Source organism: Neobacillus sp. OS1-2, assembly GCF_030915505.1.
In the GTDB taxonomy this organism is placed as follows: Bacteria; Bacillota; Bacilli; order Bacillales; family Cytobacillaceae; genus Neobacillus.
Genome location: NZ_CP133265.1, coordinates 4,566,091 through 4,585,472, shown reverse-complemented (window position 1 = coordinate 4,585,472; position 19,382 = coordinate 4,566,091). Strand labels below are relative to the sequence as shown.

General features: G+C 39.8%; 19 protein-coding genes. 17 read left to right on the top strand and 2 right to left on the bottom strand.

Going from position 1 to position 19,382, the window contains the following annotated elements; genetic code table 11:
• Nucleotides 1-2: 2 nt before the first annotated feature.
• The 5 genes from RCG19_RS22830 to narI all read left to right on the top strand — a co-directional run bounded on the left by RCG19_RS22830 (nucleotide 3) and on the right by narI (nucleotide 6,833).
• Nucleotides 3-290, top strand: coding sequence for a hypothetical protein (locus tag RCG19_RS22830; RefSeq protein ID WP_308109066.1), 288 nt, complete (start codon nucleotides 3-5; stop codon nucleotides 288-290).
• The gene (locus tag RCG19_RS22825) at nucleotides 280-3,963 is read left to right on the top strand and encodes a nitrate reductase subunit alpha (RefSeq protein ID WP_308109064.1); all 3,684 of its coding nucleotides are present in this window, start codon (nucleotides 280-282) and stop codon (nucleotides 3,961-3,963) included. The genes RCG19_RS22830 and RCG19_RS22825 overlap by 11 nt, the downstream gene beginning before the upstream one ends.
• Entirely contained in the window at nucleotides 3,953-5,455 is a 1,503-nt protein-coding gene (gene narH, locus RCG19_RS22820; RefSeq protein WP_166240740.1) for a nitrate reductase subunit beta, read from the top strand. Before RCG19_RS22825 ends, narH begins: the two co-directional genes overlap by 11 nt.
• Nucleotides 5,452-6,054, top strand: a complete 603-nt coding sequence (narJ, locus tag RCG19_RS22815) for a nitrate reductase molybdenum cofactor assembly chaperone (RefSeq protein ID WP_308109062.1) — start codon at nucleotides 5,452-5,454, stop codon at nucleotides 6,052-6,054. Before narH ends, narJ begins: the two co-directional genes overlap by 4 nt.
• A gap of 89 nt (nucleotides 6,055-6,143) precedes the next feature.
• Entirely contained in the window at nucleotides 6,144-6,833 is a 690-nt protein-coding gene (gene narI / locus RCG19_RS22810) for a respiratory nitrate reductase subunit gamma (protein WP_166240744.1), read from the top strand.
• Nucleotides 6,834-6,906: 73 nt separating this feature from the next.
• Here narI and RCG19_RS22805 read toward each other — a convergent pair whose 3' ends face one another.
• Complete coding sequence (locus tag RCG19_RS22805; RefSeq protein ID WP_308109061.1) at nucleotides 6,907-7,122, bottom strand: spore germination protein; 216 nt, start codon at nucleotides 7,120-7,122, stop codon at nucleotides 6,907-6,909.
• A 194-nt stretch (nucleotides 7,123-7,316) separates the two neighbouring features.
• Here RCG19_RS22805 and RCG19_RS22800 point away from each other — a divergent pair, with 194 nt between their 5' ends.
• The 4 genes from RCG19_RS22800 (at nucleotide 7,317) to RCG19_RS22785 (ending at nucleotide 10,212) form a co-directional block, all read left to right on the top strand.
• On the top strand, nucleotides 7,317-8,114 hold the full coding sequence (locus RCG19_RS22800; protein ID WP_308109060.1) for a DUF2935 domain-containing protein: 798 nt from the start codon (nucleotides 7,317-7,319) through the stop codon (nucleotides 8,112-8,114).
• Nucleotides 8,115-8,242: 128 nt separating this feature from the next.
• Nucleotides 8,243-8,590, top strand: a complete 348-nt coding sequence (locus tag RCG19_RS22795; RefSeq protein WP_308109059.1) for a hypothetical protein — start codon at nucleotides 8,243-8,245, stop codon at nucleotides 8,588-8,590.
• 93 nt (nucleotides 8,591-8,683) lie between these two features.
• Nucleotides 8,684-9,673 (top strand): ribose-phosphate diphosphokinase, encoded by a 990-nt coding sequence (locus RCG19_RS22790; protein WP_166242558.1) that lies wholly within the window; start codon nucleotides 8,684-8,686, stop codon nucleotides 9,671-9,673.
• Nucleotides 9,674-9,765: 92 nt separating this feature from the next.
• Nucleotides 9,766-10,212 (top strand): Gmad2 immunoglobulin-like domain-containing protein, encoded by a 447-nt coding sequence (locus RCG19_RS22785; RefSeq protein WP_308109057.1) that lies wholly within the window; start codon nucleotides 9,766-9,768, stop codon nucleotides 10,210-10,212.
• A gap of 75 nt (nucleotides 10,213-10,287) precedes the next feature.
• On the opposite strand, the gene RCG19_RS22780 is transcribed toward RCG19_RS22785, so the two are convergent.
• Nucleotides 10,288-11,331, bottom strand: coding sequence for a YheC/YheD family endospore coat-associated protein (locus RCG19_RS22780; protein WP_308109056.1), 1,044 nt, complete (start codon nucleotides 11,329-11,331; stop codon nucleotides 10,288-10,290).
• Nucleotides 11,332-11,571: 240 nt separating this feature from the next.
• Between RCG19_RS22780 and RCG19_RS22775 the strand changes: the two genes are divergently transcribed.
• The 8 genes from RCG19_RS22775 (at nucleotide 11,572) to RCG19_RS22740 (ending at nucleotide 19,376) form a co-directional block, all read left to right on the top strand.
• Nucleotides 11,572-12,729: a glycosyltransferase family 4 protein gene (locus RCG19_RS22775; protein ID WP_308109055.1), complete on the top strand. Its 1,158-nt coding sequence runs from the start codon at nucleotides 11,572-11,574 to the stop codon at nucleotides 12,727-12,729.
• 101 nt (nucleotides 12,730-12,830) lie between these two features.
• A complete protein-coding gene (rfbG, locus tag RCG19_RS22770) occupies nucleotides 12,831-13,934 on the top strand; it encodes a CDP-glucose 4,6-dehydratase (RefSeq protein WP_308109054.1) in 1,104 nt (367 codons plus the stop codon).
• The gene (locus RCG19_RS22765) at nucleotides 13,931-14,701 is read left to right on the top strand and encodes a glucose-1-phosphate cytidylyltransferase (RefSeq protein ID WP_308109052.1); all 771 of its coding nucleotides are present in this window, start codon (nucleotides 13,931-13,933) and stop codon (nucleotides 14,699-14,701) included. Before rfbG ends, RCG19_RS22765 begins: the two co-directional genes overlap by 4 nt.
• A complete protein-coding gene (locus RCG19_RS22760; protein WP_308109051.1) occupies nucleotides 14,680-15,636 on the top strand; it encodes a putative nucleotide-diphospho-sugar transferase in 957 nt (318 codons plus the stop codon). Before RCG19_RS22765 ends, RCG19_RS22760 begins: the two co-directional genes overlap by 22 nt.
• A 48-nt stretch (nucleotides 15,637-15,684) precedes the next feature.
• Nucleotides 15,685-16,602 carry a putative nucleotide-diphospho-sugar transferase gene (locus RCG19_RS22755; RefSeq protein ID WP_308109050.1) on the top strand — a complete coding sequence of 306 codons (918 nt, stop codon included), beginning with the start codon at nucleotides 15,685-15,687 and terminating at the stop codon, nucleotides 16,600-16,602.
• Between the two features lie 74 nt (nucleotides 16,603-16,676).
• Nucleotides 16,677-17,555 (top strand): phosphotransferase enzyme family protein, encoded by an 879-nt coding sequence (locus tag RCG19_RS22750; protein WP_308109049.1) that lies wholly within the window; start codon nucleotides 16,677-16,679, stop codon nucleotides 17,553-17,555.
• 30 nt (nucleotides 17,556-17,585) lie between these two features.
• Nucleotides 17,586-18,560 carry an NAD-dependent epimerase/dehydratase family protein gene (locus RCG19_RS22745; RefSeq protein WP_308109048.1) on the top strand — a complete coding sequence of 325 codons (975 nt, stop codon included), beginning with the start codon at nucleotides 17,586-17,588 and terminating at the stop codon, nucleotides 18,558-18,560.
• Nucleotides 18,561-18,731: 171 nt separating this feature from the next.
• Nucleotides 18,732-19,376, top strand: coding sequence for a VC0807 family protein (locus RCG19_RS22740; protein WP_308109047.1), 645 nt, complete (start codon nucleotides 18,732-18,734; stop codon nucleotides 19,374-19,376).
• The last annotated feature ends 6 nt before the right edge of the window (nucleotides 19,377-19,382 follow it).

Genomic DNA, 19,382 nt, shown 5'->3' with positions numbered 1-19,382 from the left:
CATTGTTTTCATTTGAAACGGATCCAATGCTTGTCGATGATCGGGAGGACTTAATTGCAGTACTCAGGATGCGATTTGGCGAGATTTCAGGAGATATGATCCAGCATATCTATGAAATTGATGATATGAATACGTTACAAAGGTTGATCCTTGCAGCAGCAAATGCGGCAAGTTGGAATGTCTTTCTAGAGGAACTTCAGAGTGGGGAATACTCATTCAAAATTTTGGGTGAAGAGTTTAATCCGTTAAGTGAAATCTTGAAAGGAAGGGGTGGCGTCGATGCAGTCTAAAAAAAATAATCTGCTCCATTCACTCAAGCATTTAGTCCGCGGTGAACGGATAAATGATGGCTGGACGGAAGAGAATCCCCGACCACGTGATTGGGAAGAGGTTTACCGGAGACGCTGGCAACATGATAAAATTGTCCGTTCGACACATGGGGTGAACTGTACTGGATCATGCAGCTGGAAAATTCATGTGAAGGACGGAATTATTGCATGGGAAACCCAGCAAACAGATTATCCGTCAACAGGTGATGATTTTCCGGAGTATGAACCAAGAGGATGTCCTCGTGGGGCAAGCTTTTCGTGGTATACATACAGTCCTACTCGTGTGAAGTATCCGTATGTCCGTGGAGACCTGCTTGCCTTATGGCAGGAAGAGATGAAAAGGGCAGAAAATCCCGTGCAGGCATGGGAAAATATTGTGACTGATCCAAAAAAACGTGAACAATATGTGAGAGCACGTGGTAAAGGCGGGTTTGTTAGGGGAACGTGGAAGGACGTTTGTCTAATGATTGCCGCCTCGACCATTTATACCATTAAAAAATATGGCCCGGATCGCATTGTTGGATTCAGTCCGATTCCGGCGATGTCAATGGTTAGCTATGCTGGCGGAACGAGATTTTTATCGCTAATTGGTGGTACGATTTTAAGCTTTTACGATTGGTATGCAGATTTACCACCCGCTTCTCCACAGGTTTGGGGAGATCAGACGGATGTACCGGAAAGTGGTGACTGGTATAATTCCAAGTATTTTATTATTTGGGGTACAAATATTCCGCAAACGAGAACTCCAGATGCCCACTTTATGGTGGAATCCCGCTATAACGGGACCAAGATTGTCGGGGTTAGTCCTGATTACGCTGAATATGATAAGTTTGCAGACATGTGGCTGCCAGCCAAGGCTGGTACAGATGGCGCACTTGCCATGGCGATGACGCATGTTATTTTAAAGGAATTTTATGTGGATAAAGAAACACCTTATTTTAGTGATTATGCAAAACAATATACAGACCTTCCCTATCTTGTCACGTTATCTAAAATAAATGGCAGTTATCGTTCTGATCGTTTTTTACGAGCTTCCGATATTTCAGCTGGGGAAGATAAATTAGGTGAATGGAAAACGGTTGTTTGGGACGACAACAGCAAGAATTTTGCGATACCAAACGGTAGTCAAGGGTTTAGATGGGATGATGGCAACAAATGGAATTTAGATTTGACCACGGAAGATGGTTCAACTATTAATCCACTGCTCAGCTTTTTACATGAAAAAGATGATGTGGCAATGGTTGAATTCCCTTATTTTGCTGAAAAAGCGGGTGGAAAGAGTGAACGGGGCGTTCCGATTAAGCGGATTAAAGATCAATCCGGTAATGAACTAATCGTTACGACTGTCTATGATCTGATGCTTGCCCACACGGGGATTAATCGGGGGCTTCAGGGGGATTATCCAACTGATTATAACGACGCCAATAAGCCTTATACCCCTGCATGGCAGGAGAGTATTACGGGTGTAAATAAGGCGCACGTCATCCAAGTGGCGAGAGAGTTCGCCGACAATGCAGCGCGGACACAAGGGAAATCCATGATTGCCATGGGCGGGGGCACAAACCACTGGTTCCATAGTGATCAAATTTATCGATCGATTTTGAATCTCGTTTTATTAACTGGTTCACAAGGGGTAAATGGCGGAGGCTGGGCCCATTATGTTGGTCAAGAGAAGGTTCGTCCCTTAGAAGGATTTTCCCAAATTGCCTTTGCAAATGATTGGGTTAAATCACCCCGCTTCATGAATGGTACGTCGTTCTTTTATTTTGCAACTGAACAATTCCGCTATGAATATGATTTTGACGATTCACAAACAGAGTGGGGAAGTCAATATGCAAAAATGCACCCGGCAGACTTTAATGCGCTGTCAGCGCGTCTTGGCTGGCTGCCAAGCTTTCCGCAGCTTTCACAAAATTCATTAGAAGTGATGAAAGAAGCGCGAAAACAATCAAGTGACGATCAAGCTCTAGTTGCTGATATCGCCAAACAGTTAAAAGAAGGAAAGCTTGATTTTGCCATTGAAAATCCCAATGACCCGCGAAACTTTCCGCGTGTGTTTTTTAATTGGCGCTCCAATCTACTTGGTGACAGCGGAAAGGGACACGAGTACTTTGTGAAACATCTCATTGGAACAACAGATTCGGTGCTGACAGATGTCGAGAACTCTTGGCAGCCTAAGGATGTTAATATTACGGAAAAGCCGCCGGAAGCAAAAACGGACCTGTTTATCAGTATGGATTTCCGGATGACAAGCTCTGGCCTTTTTTCTGATATTATTCTGCCGGCCGCGACCTGGTACGAAAAATATGATATTAGCAGCACGGACCTGCATCCATTTGTCCATCCATTTAATGCGGCGATTAGCCCACCGTGGGACACAAGAAGTGATTGGGACGCCTTCAGGGAGATTGCGAAGGTTTTTTCGGAGCTGGCTATGGAGCATCTTCCTGCTCAAGAGGATCTGATTATGTCACCGCTTGCCCATGATACGATTAATGAAATTGCCCAGCCGATGGGAAAAGTGATGGACTGGCGTAAAGGGGAAGTGGAAGCGATTCCCGGAAAAACGATGCCAAATTTCACGATTTTAAAACGGGATTATCCCCATGTTTATGATATGTGGATCACCGTCGGGCCTAATATTAAAAATGGCTATGGAACAAAGGGTGTTCGGATTCCTGGAGATAAAGTGTATAAGGAATTACTAAGCCGGCTTGGAACTTCTAAGCATGAAGGGATTGGAAAGGGGTACCCGGATCTATATTCTGATAAAAAGGCGATTAATGCCATCCTCTTAATGTCAGGTGCCACAAACGGGAAACGAGCAGTTGAAGGCTGGAAATCGATGGAGGAAAAGACCGGTAAGAAACTTGCTCATATTTCGGAGGGGCGAGAGGAAGAAGATTATACGCTAGATGCGTTAACGATACAGCCGCGCCCAGCGATTTCAACACCAGTTTGGAGTGGCCTTGAGAATGATAACCGCCGCTATTCGCCCTTTACGGTCAATAAGGAATTTCATATTCCATGGCATACTTTGACAGGACGGCAAAGCTTTTATCTAGATCATGAGGTCATGCTTGATTATGGCGAGGGTCTCCCCTTATATATTCCACCCATTTCAAAGGGACCATTTATTAAAGGAGAAAAGGAAATAGAGGGCAGCGGCAAATCAATTACGCTCCGGTATATGACCCCCCATCAAAAGTGGGGAATTCATACGATGTTTACCGATACAACCAATATGATTCAGTTATTCCGCGGCTGGCAGGTCGTCTGGATGAATGAAGAGGATGGAGCCGAAATTGGCATAAAAGATAATGATTGGATAGAGCTTTATAACCGAAATGGGGTTGTGGTAGCAAGGGCCGTGTTGACTTACCGGATGCCGCGAGGGGCTGTTTACATGCATCATGCCCAGGATCGCACCATGGGTGTACCAGGTAATACAATAAATAAAACGCGCGGTGGTACCCACAACAGTGTTACCAGAATTTATCCGAAGGCAACCCATATGATTGGCGGATATTCCCAGCTTAGCTATGGATTCAATTATTATGGACCAACAGGCAGTCAGCGAGATACATTGACGATTGTCCGACCATTAAAGGAGGTCGATTGGCTTGAAAATTAAAGCGCAAGTAGCAATGGTCATGCACCTAGATAAATGTATTGGCTGTCATACTTGTTCCGTCACCTGTAAAAATGTCTGGACAAACCGCCCAGGTACAGAGTATGTCTGGTTTAACAATGTAGAGACACGCCCGGGACCTGGTTATCCTAAGGAATGGGAAAATACTGACCGTTATAAGGGTGGCTGGGTCATGCGAAATGGTAAGCTGCATTTACGTGCGGGTGGACCCATTTCAAAGCTGGCTAATATTTTTTACAATCCCAATATGGCGGATATAGACGATTTTTATGAGCCTTGGACATATGACTTTAAACATTTGCATGAAAGTCCCAAGAAGGAACATTTACCAGTAGCACGGCCGAAGTCGATGATAACGGGTAAGTACATCGATAAGCCTGAATGGGGTCCGAACTGGGATGATGACTTGGCTGGAGGCAGTAAAGTAGTTCCAATGGATCCCAATGTCCAAAAGGTTCAGGAACATATTGCAATGGAGTATGAAAAAACGTTCATGATGTATTTACCGAGAATATGTGAGCATTGTCTTAATCCATCCTGTGTTGCCTCATGTCCAACAGGTGCTCTATATAAAAGGGACGAAGATGGGATAGTCCTTGTTGATCAGGATGCCTGCCGTGGCTGGCGTTTTTGTCAAAATGGCTGTCCCTATCATAAGGTGTACTACAATTGGAACACTCATAAGGCGGAGAAATGTAATTTCTGTTATCCAAGGACCGAAGCAGGACTTCCGACGATTTGTTCAGAAACCTGTGTGGGGCGGATTCGCTATATCGGTGTCGTCTTATATGATGCAGATCGAGTGAAGGAAGCGGCTTCCGTTGAAGATCCAAAGGAATTGTATGAAGCACAGCTTTCTGTCTTTTTAGACCCGTTTGACCCTGAGGTTATTGCGAAGGCACAGGAACAAGGAATAAACAATAGCTGGATTCAAAGCGCTCAGGAGTCTCCTGTCTATAAGATGGCCATGAAGTGGAAAATCGCTTTGCCGCTTCATCCCGAGTATCGGACACTACCGATGGTTTGGTATGTACCACCGCTTAGCCCAATCATGAATCATATCACGAATGAGCAGCAGTTATCTGCCGATGGCTATATTCCAGCGGTTGATCAAATGAGAATTCCAATGGAGTATTTAGCCTCTTTATTAACTGCTGATGATACCGATGTGATTCGGAGAGTCCTGTTAAAAATGGCAGCAATGCGTGTTCATATGCGTGAAAAGACGGTTGGTGGCGGCGATAAGCTAAAGGTCAGCAAGCTTTTGAAAGAAGCGGGGACGACACCGGAAGAACTAGAAGAGATGGCTCGCTTACTTGCGGTTGCAAAATATAATGAGCGCTTCGTGATTCCGACAGGACGGCGGGAAATGGTGGATGACTCACATTATAAGCAGGGGTCATGCAGCATTGAAGACCTCGCTCCACCGGAAGGCATGACGACATATCCATATGAAAGAAGTGAAAGTCAATGACGAATGATGCTGCCGCCATTCTGGTCATTATGTCCCGAATTTTGGAATATCCGAATCATTCCTTTTTTGAAGAGCTGCCCGCCATTAAAAATTTCTTAGATGAAAGCATTCAGTCGGAATCGCTTCGAATGGAAATCTTAAAAGGAATTCAGCCCTTATATGAATTGGATCTAATGGACCTGCAGGAACTATATGTGGAAACGTTTGATTATAAGGAACAAACAAGTCTTTATTTAACCGCCCATGAGCTGGGGGACAGTCGGAAGCGTGGGGCCGCCTTGGTAAAATTACAGAAGCTGATTTGTGAAGGCGGCTATGAGTATGAAGGGAAGGAATTGGCTGATTATATCCCCATGTTGTTAGAACTATTGGCAGTCGCACCTAAGGGAGAGAACTTCCTTAGACTTGAACGTAGGTTATCCTTTGCCATCCATCGACTCTTGAACCATCTTTCCAATGATAATCCGTATTCCAAGGCCATTGACTTAATGATGAAGTTTGTTTTTACAGCACCTGGAATAGAGGAACTGGCATTATTGGAAAATGAACGCGAAGAAGCTGATTTGGAAGAACTGCCATACCCGATGATGTACCGGTAGAGCGTTGATTAGTTTTGGGGGCCATATCGATGCTACTTCAAAATTATGCTAACTCAAAACATTAAGCTTGTTTACAAAGGAGGTTTGAAATGGAAGAAATTTTCTGGTGGACGATTTTTCCTTATATCTGTGGTACGATCCTAATTGTAGCGACATTTTACCGCTTTATTTTTCGCGGTAAAAGCTGGTATGCACCATCAACAGAAATTTTCGGCAAAAAGTGGTTACGTATGGGATCCGTTATTTTCCATTATGGGATCATCTTTGCCTTTATCGGTCATATAATGGGAATATTGATTCCTATCGAATTTTATGAATCCATTGGTATTAATGAACATATGTACCATTTTGGTGCGATTGCGGGCGGTGGAATAGCGGGATTAATGGTAGTATTCGGTCTGGTAGTTATGTTAATTCGGAAATTTTCCTTTCCGCGCGTTCGGGTCCATACTACTTTTGCGGATTATTTCACGATTGTCTTGCTGCTCATCATTGCCGCGTTGGGGACATATATGACCTTAATCTATAGTACAACTGTGGTTGCTTATGAATATCGATTGACGATTGGTCCCTGGTTTAGGAGTCTATTCACCTTACAACCACTATCAGACTTAATGATAGGGATTCCGACCCTCTTTAAGGTCCATGTGATTTTGTCATTCTTTTTATTTGCATCCATTCCATTTACACAGCTTGTTCATATGTTCAGTTTCCCTGCCCGCTATCCAGCTCGGGCACCACAGCAATATCGTTCAAGGGACGGGTATGATAAGGGCTAATTTTTTCTGAATATGATTGTGACAAGACTAGAGGGTCAGTTCCCCAGAACGTAGGGGGCTGCCCCTTTTTTGGTTAGGAATCTTGGGAGGTATTTATATTTGAAGCAGTTATTTTACCAAGAGTTATATTGGTGAATGAATTTACGCAGCCATCACCAAAATTAACATTCCCGCCAATGATCGAACTATTGGCATTATGGCTGTTATGATAGGTCGCTCCAAAATTAATGTTTGCATTAGTAGAAAGAGCTTGTACCGTAAATTGATAAATATTGATTGAGCATGCCATTTTAATCATCCTCCTTACTCCATGGTATTTTGAAGCAACGATTGTGATTGTCCACCTGCCTAACATTCGTCAGTTTAATTTTAATGAATCAAAGTTATTGCACATATGAATTTTTCTTCCTACCGTTCATAAGAAAATTAGAATGAGAATATACTTCAAAATAGTGCGGCTAATTTTTACTGGGAGGAAAAATCATGAATGATGTCTTTGAGAAGACAGCAAGATTTGAACATCGTTTTTGGCTCCAAATATTAGGTGATCATTCAAGGTTTATATATGAAGCTCTCGCGCCAGTTCAAACAGTGGAGATTGAGCAGGCCTCAAATTTTATCCTGGTATTCGATGAACTTCTGAGGGAAGCGAACTCGACTGATTTAAAGCAATTAACTGTCCAAGCTGAAACAGAAGTAATAAAATTACGCGAATTTAAATTTGAATTAATTCGAAAACATCTTATTGGGAAAATCAAAATCCACCTTTCACCTACGTTTCTTAATCATATGGTAAACGAGCTAGAAGAGTATTTACGAATCTTAACATACGTAAAGACCGGGCAACTTCCTCCTGTATACCATGAACTACATCATCATCTTTTATGGTTATCGGATGCTGTTGGCCATTCTGAGGCGATTTCCTCTAATTTAGATGGTGTTGAGAAGAAATTACGGGAGAAAAGCGAGGCCTTTAAGAAAGATTTTGAAGCGTTTTACTTAAAAGCAGTAGAATTGGCGGGATATTTAAGAACCAATTTAACTGCGTTTCCAGCTTTGTCAAAAATGAATGTGGATGCCCAGTTAGAAATAAAGCTGTTTCAAAACTTTTTACATGAAATAGAAGAACTGGAACTGAGTAAACAAGCATTAGGAACTTTTGCCCCATTAATGGCGGATCATATGTCACGTGAAGAATGTTATTATCTTATGAAATTAGCAGAATCAGCAAATCTGGATTCACCAAACTGTGATCCCGCTAAACCTCGACTTAAGGAGTGAAAAAACATCAAGGTGGGGATATCATCTCTGCCTTTTCGCTATTTTATATGATAGGTGTTACAAAACAGCTCCAAAACATACATTCTTCCTATAAAGTACTCATTTTTTGATAGTAAGGAGAGGGAGAAATGAACTTCGAAATGCAAAAAGCAAATATGCTGGCCGAGCAAATAAATGATTTTATTCAATATGTCCGGAGAAGTTATGAACCCAAAAATAGTGTTTACTCTAATAAAGATAAAATATATCAGATTAATCTGTGGGTGCAGGAATATAAGTTTCAAATTATTGCCGATGAACTCTATAGAATTAATCAATTCTCTTGGGATGAAAAGTATACCTTTTATTTAGTCGATCAATTTCAAAAGGGAATGAATATTATCGAAGAGTATGTTGCAAATAACTACAATGATTTATTTCTTTTTTCGGCTAGACTATATACTTTAAAAAATCTCATTCAATTATTGCAAAAATGATACACTGTGATGTGATAATTCAAGATAACCGGTATATTAACTCCTACCACTATTGTGTTTAATATAGTAAAATAAAGTGAAATGATTAGAGTAATGGCATCATTCGAATTTATACAGTGTGGAGGATATAAGGTGACGTATCAATTAAATAACAGATTTAAAATGTTTACATTGAATTCAAATGAAACACTTGCAGCCGAGATGGCTGAGCTGTTAGGCTGCCGATTGGGAAAATGCTCAGTTACCAAGTTTAGTGACGGTGAAATTCAAATTTATATTGAAGAAAGTGTTCGGGGCAGTGAGGTATTTGTTGTTCAATCCACTTCTTCCCCTGTCAATGAAAATATGATGGAGCTTCTCATCATGATTGATTCCTTGAAAAGGGCTTCTGCGGGGGCGATAAATGTTGTGATCCCTTACTACGGGTATGGACGTCAGGACCGAAAGGCTCGTTCGCGGGAACCGATTACGGCGAAGCTAGTCGCGAACCTTTTAGAAGCGGCAGGAGCAACTAGGGTATTAACAATGGACCTTCATACACCACAGCTTCAAGGATTCTTTGACATTCCAGTGGAACATCTTTTTGGCGTACCAATCCTTACACAGTATTATGAAAATAAAGGATTAGATAATATTGTTGTTGTGGCACCGCATAATGGCAGTATCGGAAGAGCGAGAAAGATGGCCAAGCTATTACATGCTTCACTTGCTCTAATTGATAAAAGAACACTTGGAGAAAATGAAGAAGAAACCATTAATGTCATTGGTAATGTGGAAGGGAAAAATGCCATAATCATTGATGATTTAATTGATACAGCTGAAACGATTACGTCAGCCGCAAAAGCGGTTGCGGAAAACGGGGCAACTACAATCTACGCTGGCTGTACACATCCTGTCTTCACCGCACAAGCAATTGAAAAAATTGAAATGTCACCGATTAAGGAACTTGTCGTTATGAATACGATTGAGTTACCAGAAGAGAAAAAAATCCAAAAGATAAAAACGATATCTGTCGCTCCATTGCTTGTTGAGGCGATCGATCGGATTCATAATGAGAAAGCTGTTAGTCCGTTATTTGAATAAGTAAAAAAACGGTATCCATTAATAGTGGATACCGTTTTTTTAAATGTCACTATTTTCAAAATGTGAATAATAATAATGGGGGGCTAAAATTAATGAAAAAAGTGGTTAATTTTATCATGATAGTTGCGGTAACAGTTAGTTTAGTAGCTTGTAGTCAACAGCAAGAAGAAGTAAAAAAACCAAATACTTCAGAAAATACAACAAATCCTGATAAGCCAAGTGTAAAAGAACCAAAGGATACGATGTACCATAACGAAGTGTTTAAAGATGTTGTCGCAACAGAATCAGGGGAAGAAATCATTGTATCAGGCAAAGCGCAAGTATTTGAGGGAGTGTTTCAATATGCACTCTATAATGGAGAAAAAGTACTTATCGAAAATAACTATCAAACAGATGGTGCGCCAGCATGGGGCGAATTTAAAATAACTTTTAATAAAGAGTTACTATCCACAAATGAAATCCATTTTGAACTATTTGTCTACTCTGCAAAAGATGGTTCGAAGGTTAATACGTTAGACATCCCTATGTTCGGTAAATAAGAAATAAGGTTAAAATAATTTTCTTGGAGAATTCATTTGAGGATTATGAACATCTAATTTTCTACATCTTTTACATCACCTATTTTTCGGAAGCAAATGGTCATAAATATATCTGCCATAACCTATTGGATTTCGATAGGTTTGTTTCCATTCATGGAGCATGCCTGCTAGCCGAAAGCTGTAACGTAAATCCTTGCAATTGCATTCGATAAAAACGGGCTGTCCATTTTCTCTAAGCCCAATATCAAAACCGACATCTGCAAGACCTTCTAATTGATTTCCTAATGTAGTTGCCAGTTGTAAAGCGACCCCTTCCGTATTTTTTTTCACTTCTTCAGCATTTACATTACTCTTTCCCAATAATTCTTCAAAAAGGAAAACTGACCCCCCGGCTGCCACATTGGTAACATAGGAGCCATGCATTGCAGCCTTTCCACAAATCCCCGTAACCTGCCAATTGCCAGAGGTACCACGTTGTACGGATACCCGAAGATCGAATGGCCTGTTTTCAAAATTTAAAAGGGGTATAAATTCCTGAACAATATAATACCTCGACACAATTTCTTTTAATAGAAGGGTGGGTAGTTCATTTGTAAATGGGATTAGCTTCTTTTTATTGAAATGGTGGAGCACATAATCAGTACCGTGTTTTTCAATTTTCATCATGCCACTTCCGAGGCTGCCAAAGCTTGGCTTAACAATTACGGAATTATAGCGATCCAGCATGTCAAAAATGGTGGTGGGATTTGCTTTTAGCGTGTCTGGAAGAAAAGGCTTTAGCTCAGGATCTTGCATAAGCAGCGTTGAAATGCGCAGCTTATCATAACGTGTCCATAAATTAAAAATAAATATTCCTTCTTCCAATAGTCTAGTAAGTTTTTGCTTTTGCGGTCCATTTTCCTTGGAATAGGTTCGATTATGAATAACTCTGGGTGTTGGAACACTTGTAATCCTGTACACATGATCCACATCCCATACATAGGCATTGATCTTGTTCTGACCAGGTTCAATATCCCGCATTCGAAAATAACAAGGAATCAGATCGTACTCTCTCCCTGCTTCTTCATAAAAAGACAATTCCTCATGTCCTGTTTGTCCAAAAGGAATACGTTGAAACATAAAATCATTAACCATAATGCCAATATACTGCTTAATTAGAATCTCCTCATTCCTATGATTAGTTTCTATTAAAGTATGTAACAACCATGGTCAAGGTTCTGAAGAGATGCACAGAGACGGTTCTTATGCTTCTTCAAAAAAAGAAGCATAAGAACCGTCCCCTGCCTTACTTGTCCACACCTTATTACCTTGAACCGAGTAAGCTAGTATATAATTTGGTTTTTGGAAAGGAGTGGCAAGGTGAGTCAGAAGGGAAAAGTGGCGATAATTACCCCGGGGTCGTTTCCTATTCCGGGTGTTAAATCCAGTTCGGTTGAGAGGGTTGTTTTGAAGGTGACAGAACTACTTCAAGAAGAGATAGATTTTTATATTTTAGGAAAAAAGACATTAAAACAACCTTTTTATGAAAAAAAAGGCTCCATCACCTTCCATCGGTATCACTTTCAGTACAAAACCTATATCCAACAAATAATTAAACAGCTGCAAGATATTGAGCCAGATATCATTCAAATTGAAAATCGTCCCCGATTTGTAAAAATGGTTCGTTTAGCAATGCCAAAGGTGAAAATCATTTTGGTCATGCAGTCTACCCGATTTATGTCACGTCCGCATATTGGAACAATGGAATTGACAGCCTGTTTCGAGGCGGCAGATGCGATTGTGGTCAACAGTCATTTTTTAAAGGAATATATTCTAAAGGAAACACCATGTTCAACATCGAAGATCGAGGTAAACCATTTAGGGGTAGATGTTGAGCAATTTCAATCCAAATGGCAGGGTGAACAGAAAGCGACAGTGGTAAGGTTAAAAAGAGAATGGAAGGTAACGGACAAGAAGATTCTCCTTTATATGGGCCGATTGATTGAAATCAAGGGGGTTCATCATATTCTTGAGGCAATGCCAGAAATTATTAAAAATGACCCATCAATCATCCTATTTATTGCAGGAATTACTCTAACGACTACACCCGAATACACGGCATACGAAAGACGTTTACAAAAACTGGCTGAGAAAATGAAAGAACACGTCATTTTTACTCCCTTTGTCCCGCACGAGCAGATTCAACACTGGTATCAACTCGCAGATTTATTAGTTGTCCCCTCGGAGGCAGAGCCATTTGGACTTGTGAATGTAGAGGCTATGGCAACTGGTACTCCTGTTATTGCTACAAACTCCGGTGGAATTCCGGAAATTATCGACCATGGAAAAACGGGAATCCTCATCAATCCTGATCAGGTTCGTGACGAATTAATCTCACAGATTAGTAGTCTATTTTTAACCCCAGCAAAGCTGAAGCAGATGGGGGAGGCAGGTATGTTACGCGTTAAAAACCATTTTACCTGGTCACATACGGCAAAAAGGCAGTTAGCATTATATCGAAAATTACTTCAACGATAATTGGTAACTTTGTCCAAGCTATTTATCACACTAAATCATATGATATTTAATGAGATTCAATAATAATGTCCATTCACTCCTGTAAAGAAAGGATTATAAAGATGGCTAATGCAGATTTTTGGAAAAATAAAAAAGTATTTGTTACGGGTCATACTGGATTTAAAGGATCCTGGTTATGTATTTGGCTGCATTCTTTGGGCGCAAAGGTTACTGGCTATAGCTTAAAACCGCCCACTTCACCTAATTTATTTGATTTGTGTCAATTGGAATCATTGGTTCCCACTCAATTTGCCGATATTCGTGATAAAGAAAGTCTGCAAGCTGCAATCCTAAAAGTTGACCCGGAAATTGTGATTCATATGGCAGCACAGCCCCTAGTAAGAGCCTCTTATGAAAATCCTGTTGAAACCTATGCAACCAATGTAATGGGAACCGTTCATCTTCTAGAGGGGGTTAGAATGGCCATTGAGAATGGAGTCAAAATCAAAGCAGTAGTAAACGTAACAACAGACAAATGTTATCACAATAATGAATGGCCATGGGGATACCGCGAAATGGACAAACTTGGTGGATACGATCCCTATTCCACTAGTAAAGCTTGTTCCGAACTTGTAACGGATGCATATCGAAACTCATTTTTTCATATGAAAGATTATGATTTCCATGGGGTTGGGATTGCGACGGCACGAGCAGGGAATGTGATTGGCGGAGGAGATTGGGCGGTTGATCGATTAATGCCAGACTGTTTTCGGACTCTCATTGCCGGGGGAGAAATTAAAATAAGGAACCCTCAAGCTATTCGACCATGGCAGCATGTACTTGATCCTATAAATGGCTATTTGACACTAGCGGAAAAGTTATATCACGATGGACCATTATATGCCGAAGGTTGGAATTTCGGACCTGATGTGGATGATGGAAAAACAGTGGAGTGGGTGGTGAAGAGGATTTGTGCCAAATGGGGCAAGGGCGCTGCCTATAAACCTGAGGGCGGTTTTCATCCACATGAAGCCCATTATCTAAGATTAGATTGTTCAAAAGCAAAATATAAATTAGGCTGGACTCCTAAATGGAACATATACCAAGCCATTGACAAAACCGTTGATTGGACAAAAGCCTATTTGGCCAATGAGGATGTAAGGGAAGTCTGCTTGAAACAAATCCAAGTGTATATGAACGTAAAAGGGGAGGGGGGAGGACCATGAAAGTTGTAATCCTTTGCGGGGGATTAGGCACAAGAATGAGTGAATTAACCAATGAGATTCCAAAACCGCTTGTGCAAATAGGTGATAAGCCAATTATTTGGCATATCATGAAAATTTATCAGCAATATGGATTCAATGAGTTTGTTTTATTGTTAGGTTACAAAGGGGAAAAAATCAAGGAATATTTTATGGATTATGAATGGAAGAATAATAGTTTTACGATGGATTCGCAGGATGGACAAGTGCAAATCCTAGGTCAAACTGAAAAATGGAAAATCACGTTTGTTGATACAGGTTTGGAAACGATGACCGGAAGCAGAATTAAAAGGGCACAGAAATATATCGGTGATGAAAGCTTTATGTTAACCTACGGCGATGGTTTATCCGACATTAACTTACAAGACTTGTTGAAATTCCATCGTACGAAAGGAACGATCGCGACGGTAACCGGGATCAAGAAAAAAAGTCAATTTGGAATTCTAGCAATTAATCAGGGGATGGCAGATTCCTTTGAAGAAAAAACAAAGGTAGAAGGAATCGTAAATGGAGGTTTTTTCGTTTTTCAACCGGAGGTGTTCAACTACTTAACAGATGATACAACTTGCGTTTTTGAAGAAGAGCCAATGAAGGAACTAACCAAAGCACGCCAATTGTCCGTCTATCTTCATGAAGGATTTTGGACAGCTATTGATACCTATAAAAATGTACTAGAGATCAATAAACTGTGGGAGCAAGGGAATCGTTTATGGCTTCCAAAGCAAAAGTAAAGGACCGACCGGATTCTGAGAATTTTTTTTGCATGATCTTAACCAATGGAAGGCTGTACCAAGGTCTTGCCTTGTATAGGTCATTAGTTCAAGTGATGGGGGATGATTTTTTCCTCTTTATTCATTGTGTTGATGATGAATCCCGCCGCCTAATAAAAAAACTTGGCTTTAAGAATTTGTATGTCATCCGCGAAAAAAATTTGGATAAAAACATTCGATTACTAAAGGAACAACGTAAGATCCATGAATACTGTTGGACACTGAAGCCGGTTCTATGTGAATATGTGTTGACTTCGTATCCTAACGTAAAGCGGATTACCTTTCTTGATTCGGATTTGTATTTTTGGGGAGATCCACGATCGATATTCAAAAACCAATCTGATTGTTCTGTGCTGCTTTCTAAAGAGGAAAAATATAAACCTAACATGAATCAGGTGGCACTAAAAAGAAGGATTACGATAACTGGAATATACAATTCGGGATTTATAAGCTTTAAGCAAGATGAAATTGGCATACAAGCAGTGAAATGGTGGAAGGAGAAATGTTTGGGGAATTGTAGGATTTCACCTGAAGAGAGTTTATTTGGGGATCAAAAGTACTTAGACGAACTGCCAAAGTTATTCCCTTCTATTTGCTCCATTACAACACCGGGAGTGAATATTGGTCCATGGAATGAATTAAAGTATCAATTTTCTAATGTGAATAAGTCAGTTTTTATTGATGATCACTTGCTTATTTTTTATCATTTTAGCGGTTTGAGAATGATCTCCGAAGATACCATTCAATCTGTTTATCGCGAAAATCAAAAAAACCGACCCTTTATTTATCAAGAATATCAAAACGAACTTAGTAATTCGGTTGATTTAATAAAAAACGTGGAACCAAGCTTTAATGGATTCGCAAATGAAGCTGATTTGCAAAAATATTGGAATTAAATTGGTTAGGTTACGAAAAGTCTTTCAAGAAAGTGGGGTGTTTTTGGTTTGGATAGTGTCTATTGCACTATTATTACAAAAAGTAGATTGTATCAAGTCCTTGCACTAATTGTTTCTCTGGATAAGGTAAGGGCAGGCGATTTTCAGTTTTTTGTCCTCTGTGTTGATGATGAAACGTACAATCTCCTAATTAAATTAAATTGGAAAAATGTACATGTATTCCATGAAAGTGAAATAGCCGAGTCGGTTGTTTCTTTAAGAAAAGAACGGAAAATACACGAATATTGTTGGACTCTAAAAGCCATTTTCCTAGAAACAATTCTTACCAAGTACACAGATATAGAACGCATAACATTCATGGATTCAGATTTATATTTTTTGGATGATCCTGAAAAGATTTTTAACAGGCAGCCTAATTGTTCGGTCTTATTATCAAGAGAAGAAAAATACAAACCAGAATGGAAACGGAATTTCATCAAAAGGGTAACCAATATAACGGGTGAATATAATTCGGGATTTATCAGTTTTAGGCGAGATAAGATGGGTATTGCCTGCTTGAACTGGTGGAAGGAGAAAACGATAGAAGCTTGCAAAATCGACCCCAAAAGAGGGATATTCGGGGATCAAAAGTATCTAAATGAAATGCCTAAATTATTTTCGAATATATGTGATATTGAACTTCCTGGAGTTAATATTGGCCCATGGAATTATCTTAAATATTCCTTTTCTGAAAAAGATGGATATGTATATATCGATCAATGTCAGCTAATTTTTTATCATTTCAGCGGTGTAAGAATAATAGAGCAGAATGAAAATATAGAACTTATCCATTCGTCCACGGAAAATACTCCTTTTGTTTTCTCCATTTATCATAAGTTACTTACCCAACTCTTTACCCTGATAAAACAAATTGAACCGGGATTTAACGGATTTGCATCAGAAGAAGATTTAAAAAGTTATTGGTAGGTCTTTCCATTAGGAAGGGGGGAACTCTGCTGAGGGATCTTAAGCGAATTTGCAAGGAATTTGGGCTCGGGGATTTGCAACAGGTTGAATCCCTTCTAGGTGGCGGTTATATTAACGCGAATCTAAAAATTTGCGCAAGTAAGGGTAAATACGTTTTACGAATCTACCTTCGGGATTTTGAGCTAGAGCGGCTGCAGTATGCCAATTTAGTCATTTCGAAACTTTCAGCGGCAGGTATACCTGCCTTACAACCAATCCAAAATCAACAAGGAGTTTCATACACAAGGTATAAGAATTATATGGTGCAGGTTACACCTTTCGTAGAGGCATCTCCTTTTCAATGGATACCAGCACAAGCCTATCATAGTGGACAAATACTTTGCAGGATGCATCACACCCTTTCAACTATCAAGGAAAGCCCAAGTTCAACGGGCGTTTACCAGTATTATCATCTCGATCCGATATCAATCACGGAGCGATTGAAGGAGGGAGGGGAACCCTTGCCATACCGGGAGGGAATGGTTATTGCTGATTTTTATTCCTTGATAAATCAACATGTAATTGATACTAGCAATCTTCCCATGACGATTATTCACGGTGATTGGAATCCATCGAATCAATTGTATAAGGATACGAACGAAGTTTGTTGTTTTATGGATTTTGATACATTGCAACGGGGTGAACGTATATTTGATGTCGCTTATGCCCTTTATTTTTTTCTTATTCATTATCAAAGCGAGGCATTAGGATGGGCGTTTTTGAAAGGATATGGTGCATTAACAAAGCAAGAAATAAACGTCCTACCCGTTTTAATAGCAAAAATCGGTTTGTTCTTTGGGATTCTTGTGGAAAATGGTGAGTTTCAATTTGCTAGAAATAAACCTAAATTGGATTGGGTGATTTCTGAGGAAGGTAGGATGACCATTCAAGGATACTGTTCAAGTGATTCGTAATGAAAGAAATAAGGGAAGGCCTGATATTGTATGCTCGGTTTACACCCATTCTGGGAACATAGGAATGTTTTTGTTACGGGATGCACTGGATTTGTAGGAAGGCATTTGGTGAAAGAATTGCTTCAAAAAGGCGCAAAGGTAACCGGGTTAGTTAGAAACAGCCATTTTTCTATTTTTCAAGAAGAGATTCATAAACAAATGAACATTGTTATGGGAAGCGTAGAAGATTTACAAGTAATTAAACAAACCATCGAAGACTTTGAAATTGATACTGTATTTCATTTGGCTGCACAGGCTAATGTAGGATTAGCAGCTTTAAATCCGCTGGCAGCATTTGAAACCAATATTTGTGGAACCTGGAATGTATTAGAGGCATGTCGTCAAACTTCCGTTAATAGAGTCATTGTAACATCCAGTGAAAAAGCCTATGGAGATCAATCTCCAACCCCTTATGTCGAAACACTGCCGCTTCAAGGGAGATACCCCTATGATGTTTCTAAAAGCTGTGCTGATCTACTCACGAACATGTATTTTCATTCGTATCAACTACCGGTTTGTATCATAAGATGCGGAAATTTATTTGGGGAGGGAGATTTGAATTTTTCTAGAATCATCCCATATACCATTCAATCGGTTTTACAAAATAAAGCACCGGAAATCCGCAGTGATGGCACCACTGTACGTGACTTTTTTTACATTGGTGATGCCGTGGAAGCGCATTTACTAGCGGCAGAAAAACTGGAAAGCGGGCAGCTAGCGGGGGAAGCATTTAATTTTGGTTATGAAAAACCGCAAATGATTATGAAAGTGGTTGAGCGGATATTAAATATAATGAATAGCGATTTACAGCCAATCATTCAAAATCAGGCAAGGCATGAAAGCAAACAACAGTATCTTTCTGCTAAAAAAGCAAAGGAAATACTGGGCTGGTACCCGGCCTATGATTTTGATTCCGGTTTAGAAAGAACGATTATTTGGTATCGAAAGCACTTTTCGATCCTCTAGGTAAGAATATACTATTCAAAAGACGGTGAGACTCTCACCGTCTTTTGAATGGTAGTACAGTGTAGGACAAAAACACCAAGGAAAAAAAAGTAAAAAAACCATTTACAAACCAACGGTCGGTTTGTAAAATAAAGATACGAATTAAAGAAAATAAAAAGAGGTGCAGCGAGCGTGAAAGTTTCTTCTAAAAGAAAAGTAATTCAAATGATTGTTGTTAGTTTGGTGATTAATGGTGCCCTTCCTGTTGTAGTGTATAACCTGTTGACAAATTACTATTCAAGCTTTGTTTCGTTGTTAGTCGCAACACTGATTCCATTAGCTGATAACCTATATCATGTTATAAAATATAAAAAAGCGGATGCATTTGGATTATTTATGCTTTCCGGCTTCCTATTAAGTTTATTGGCATTTGTGCTAGGTGGAAACGAACGACTCATTTTATTAAGGGAATCAATGGTCACTGGATTATTAGGCCTAATTTTTATTGCCTCACTGTTTTTTTCTAAACCGCTGATATATCATTTTGCAATTAAATTTAGTGCGACGGATGCTTCTGAACAAAAGAGTAAGTTCAAGAAAAATTGGGAAATTCCCTATTTCCGTACTGTCCTAAGAATTATGACTGCCATTTGGGGAATTGCTCTATTGGGAGAGGCAATCGTTAAAATCATCCTAGTTTATGAATTATCTATTTCCACCTTTTTAGCGGTCTCACAACTTATTTTTTACAGTGTAATAGGAACAGCTATTCTTTTTACCATTGTTTATCGTCGGTACGCAAAAGTGCGCTTAGATCACCTAACCCATATTCAATAATCCAAC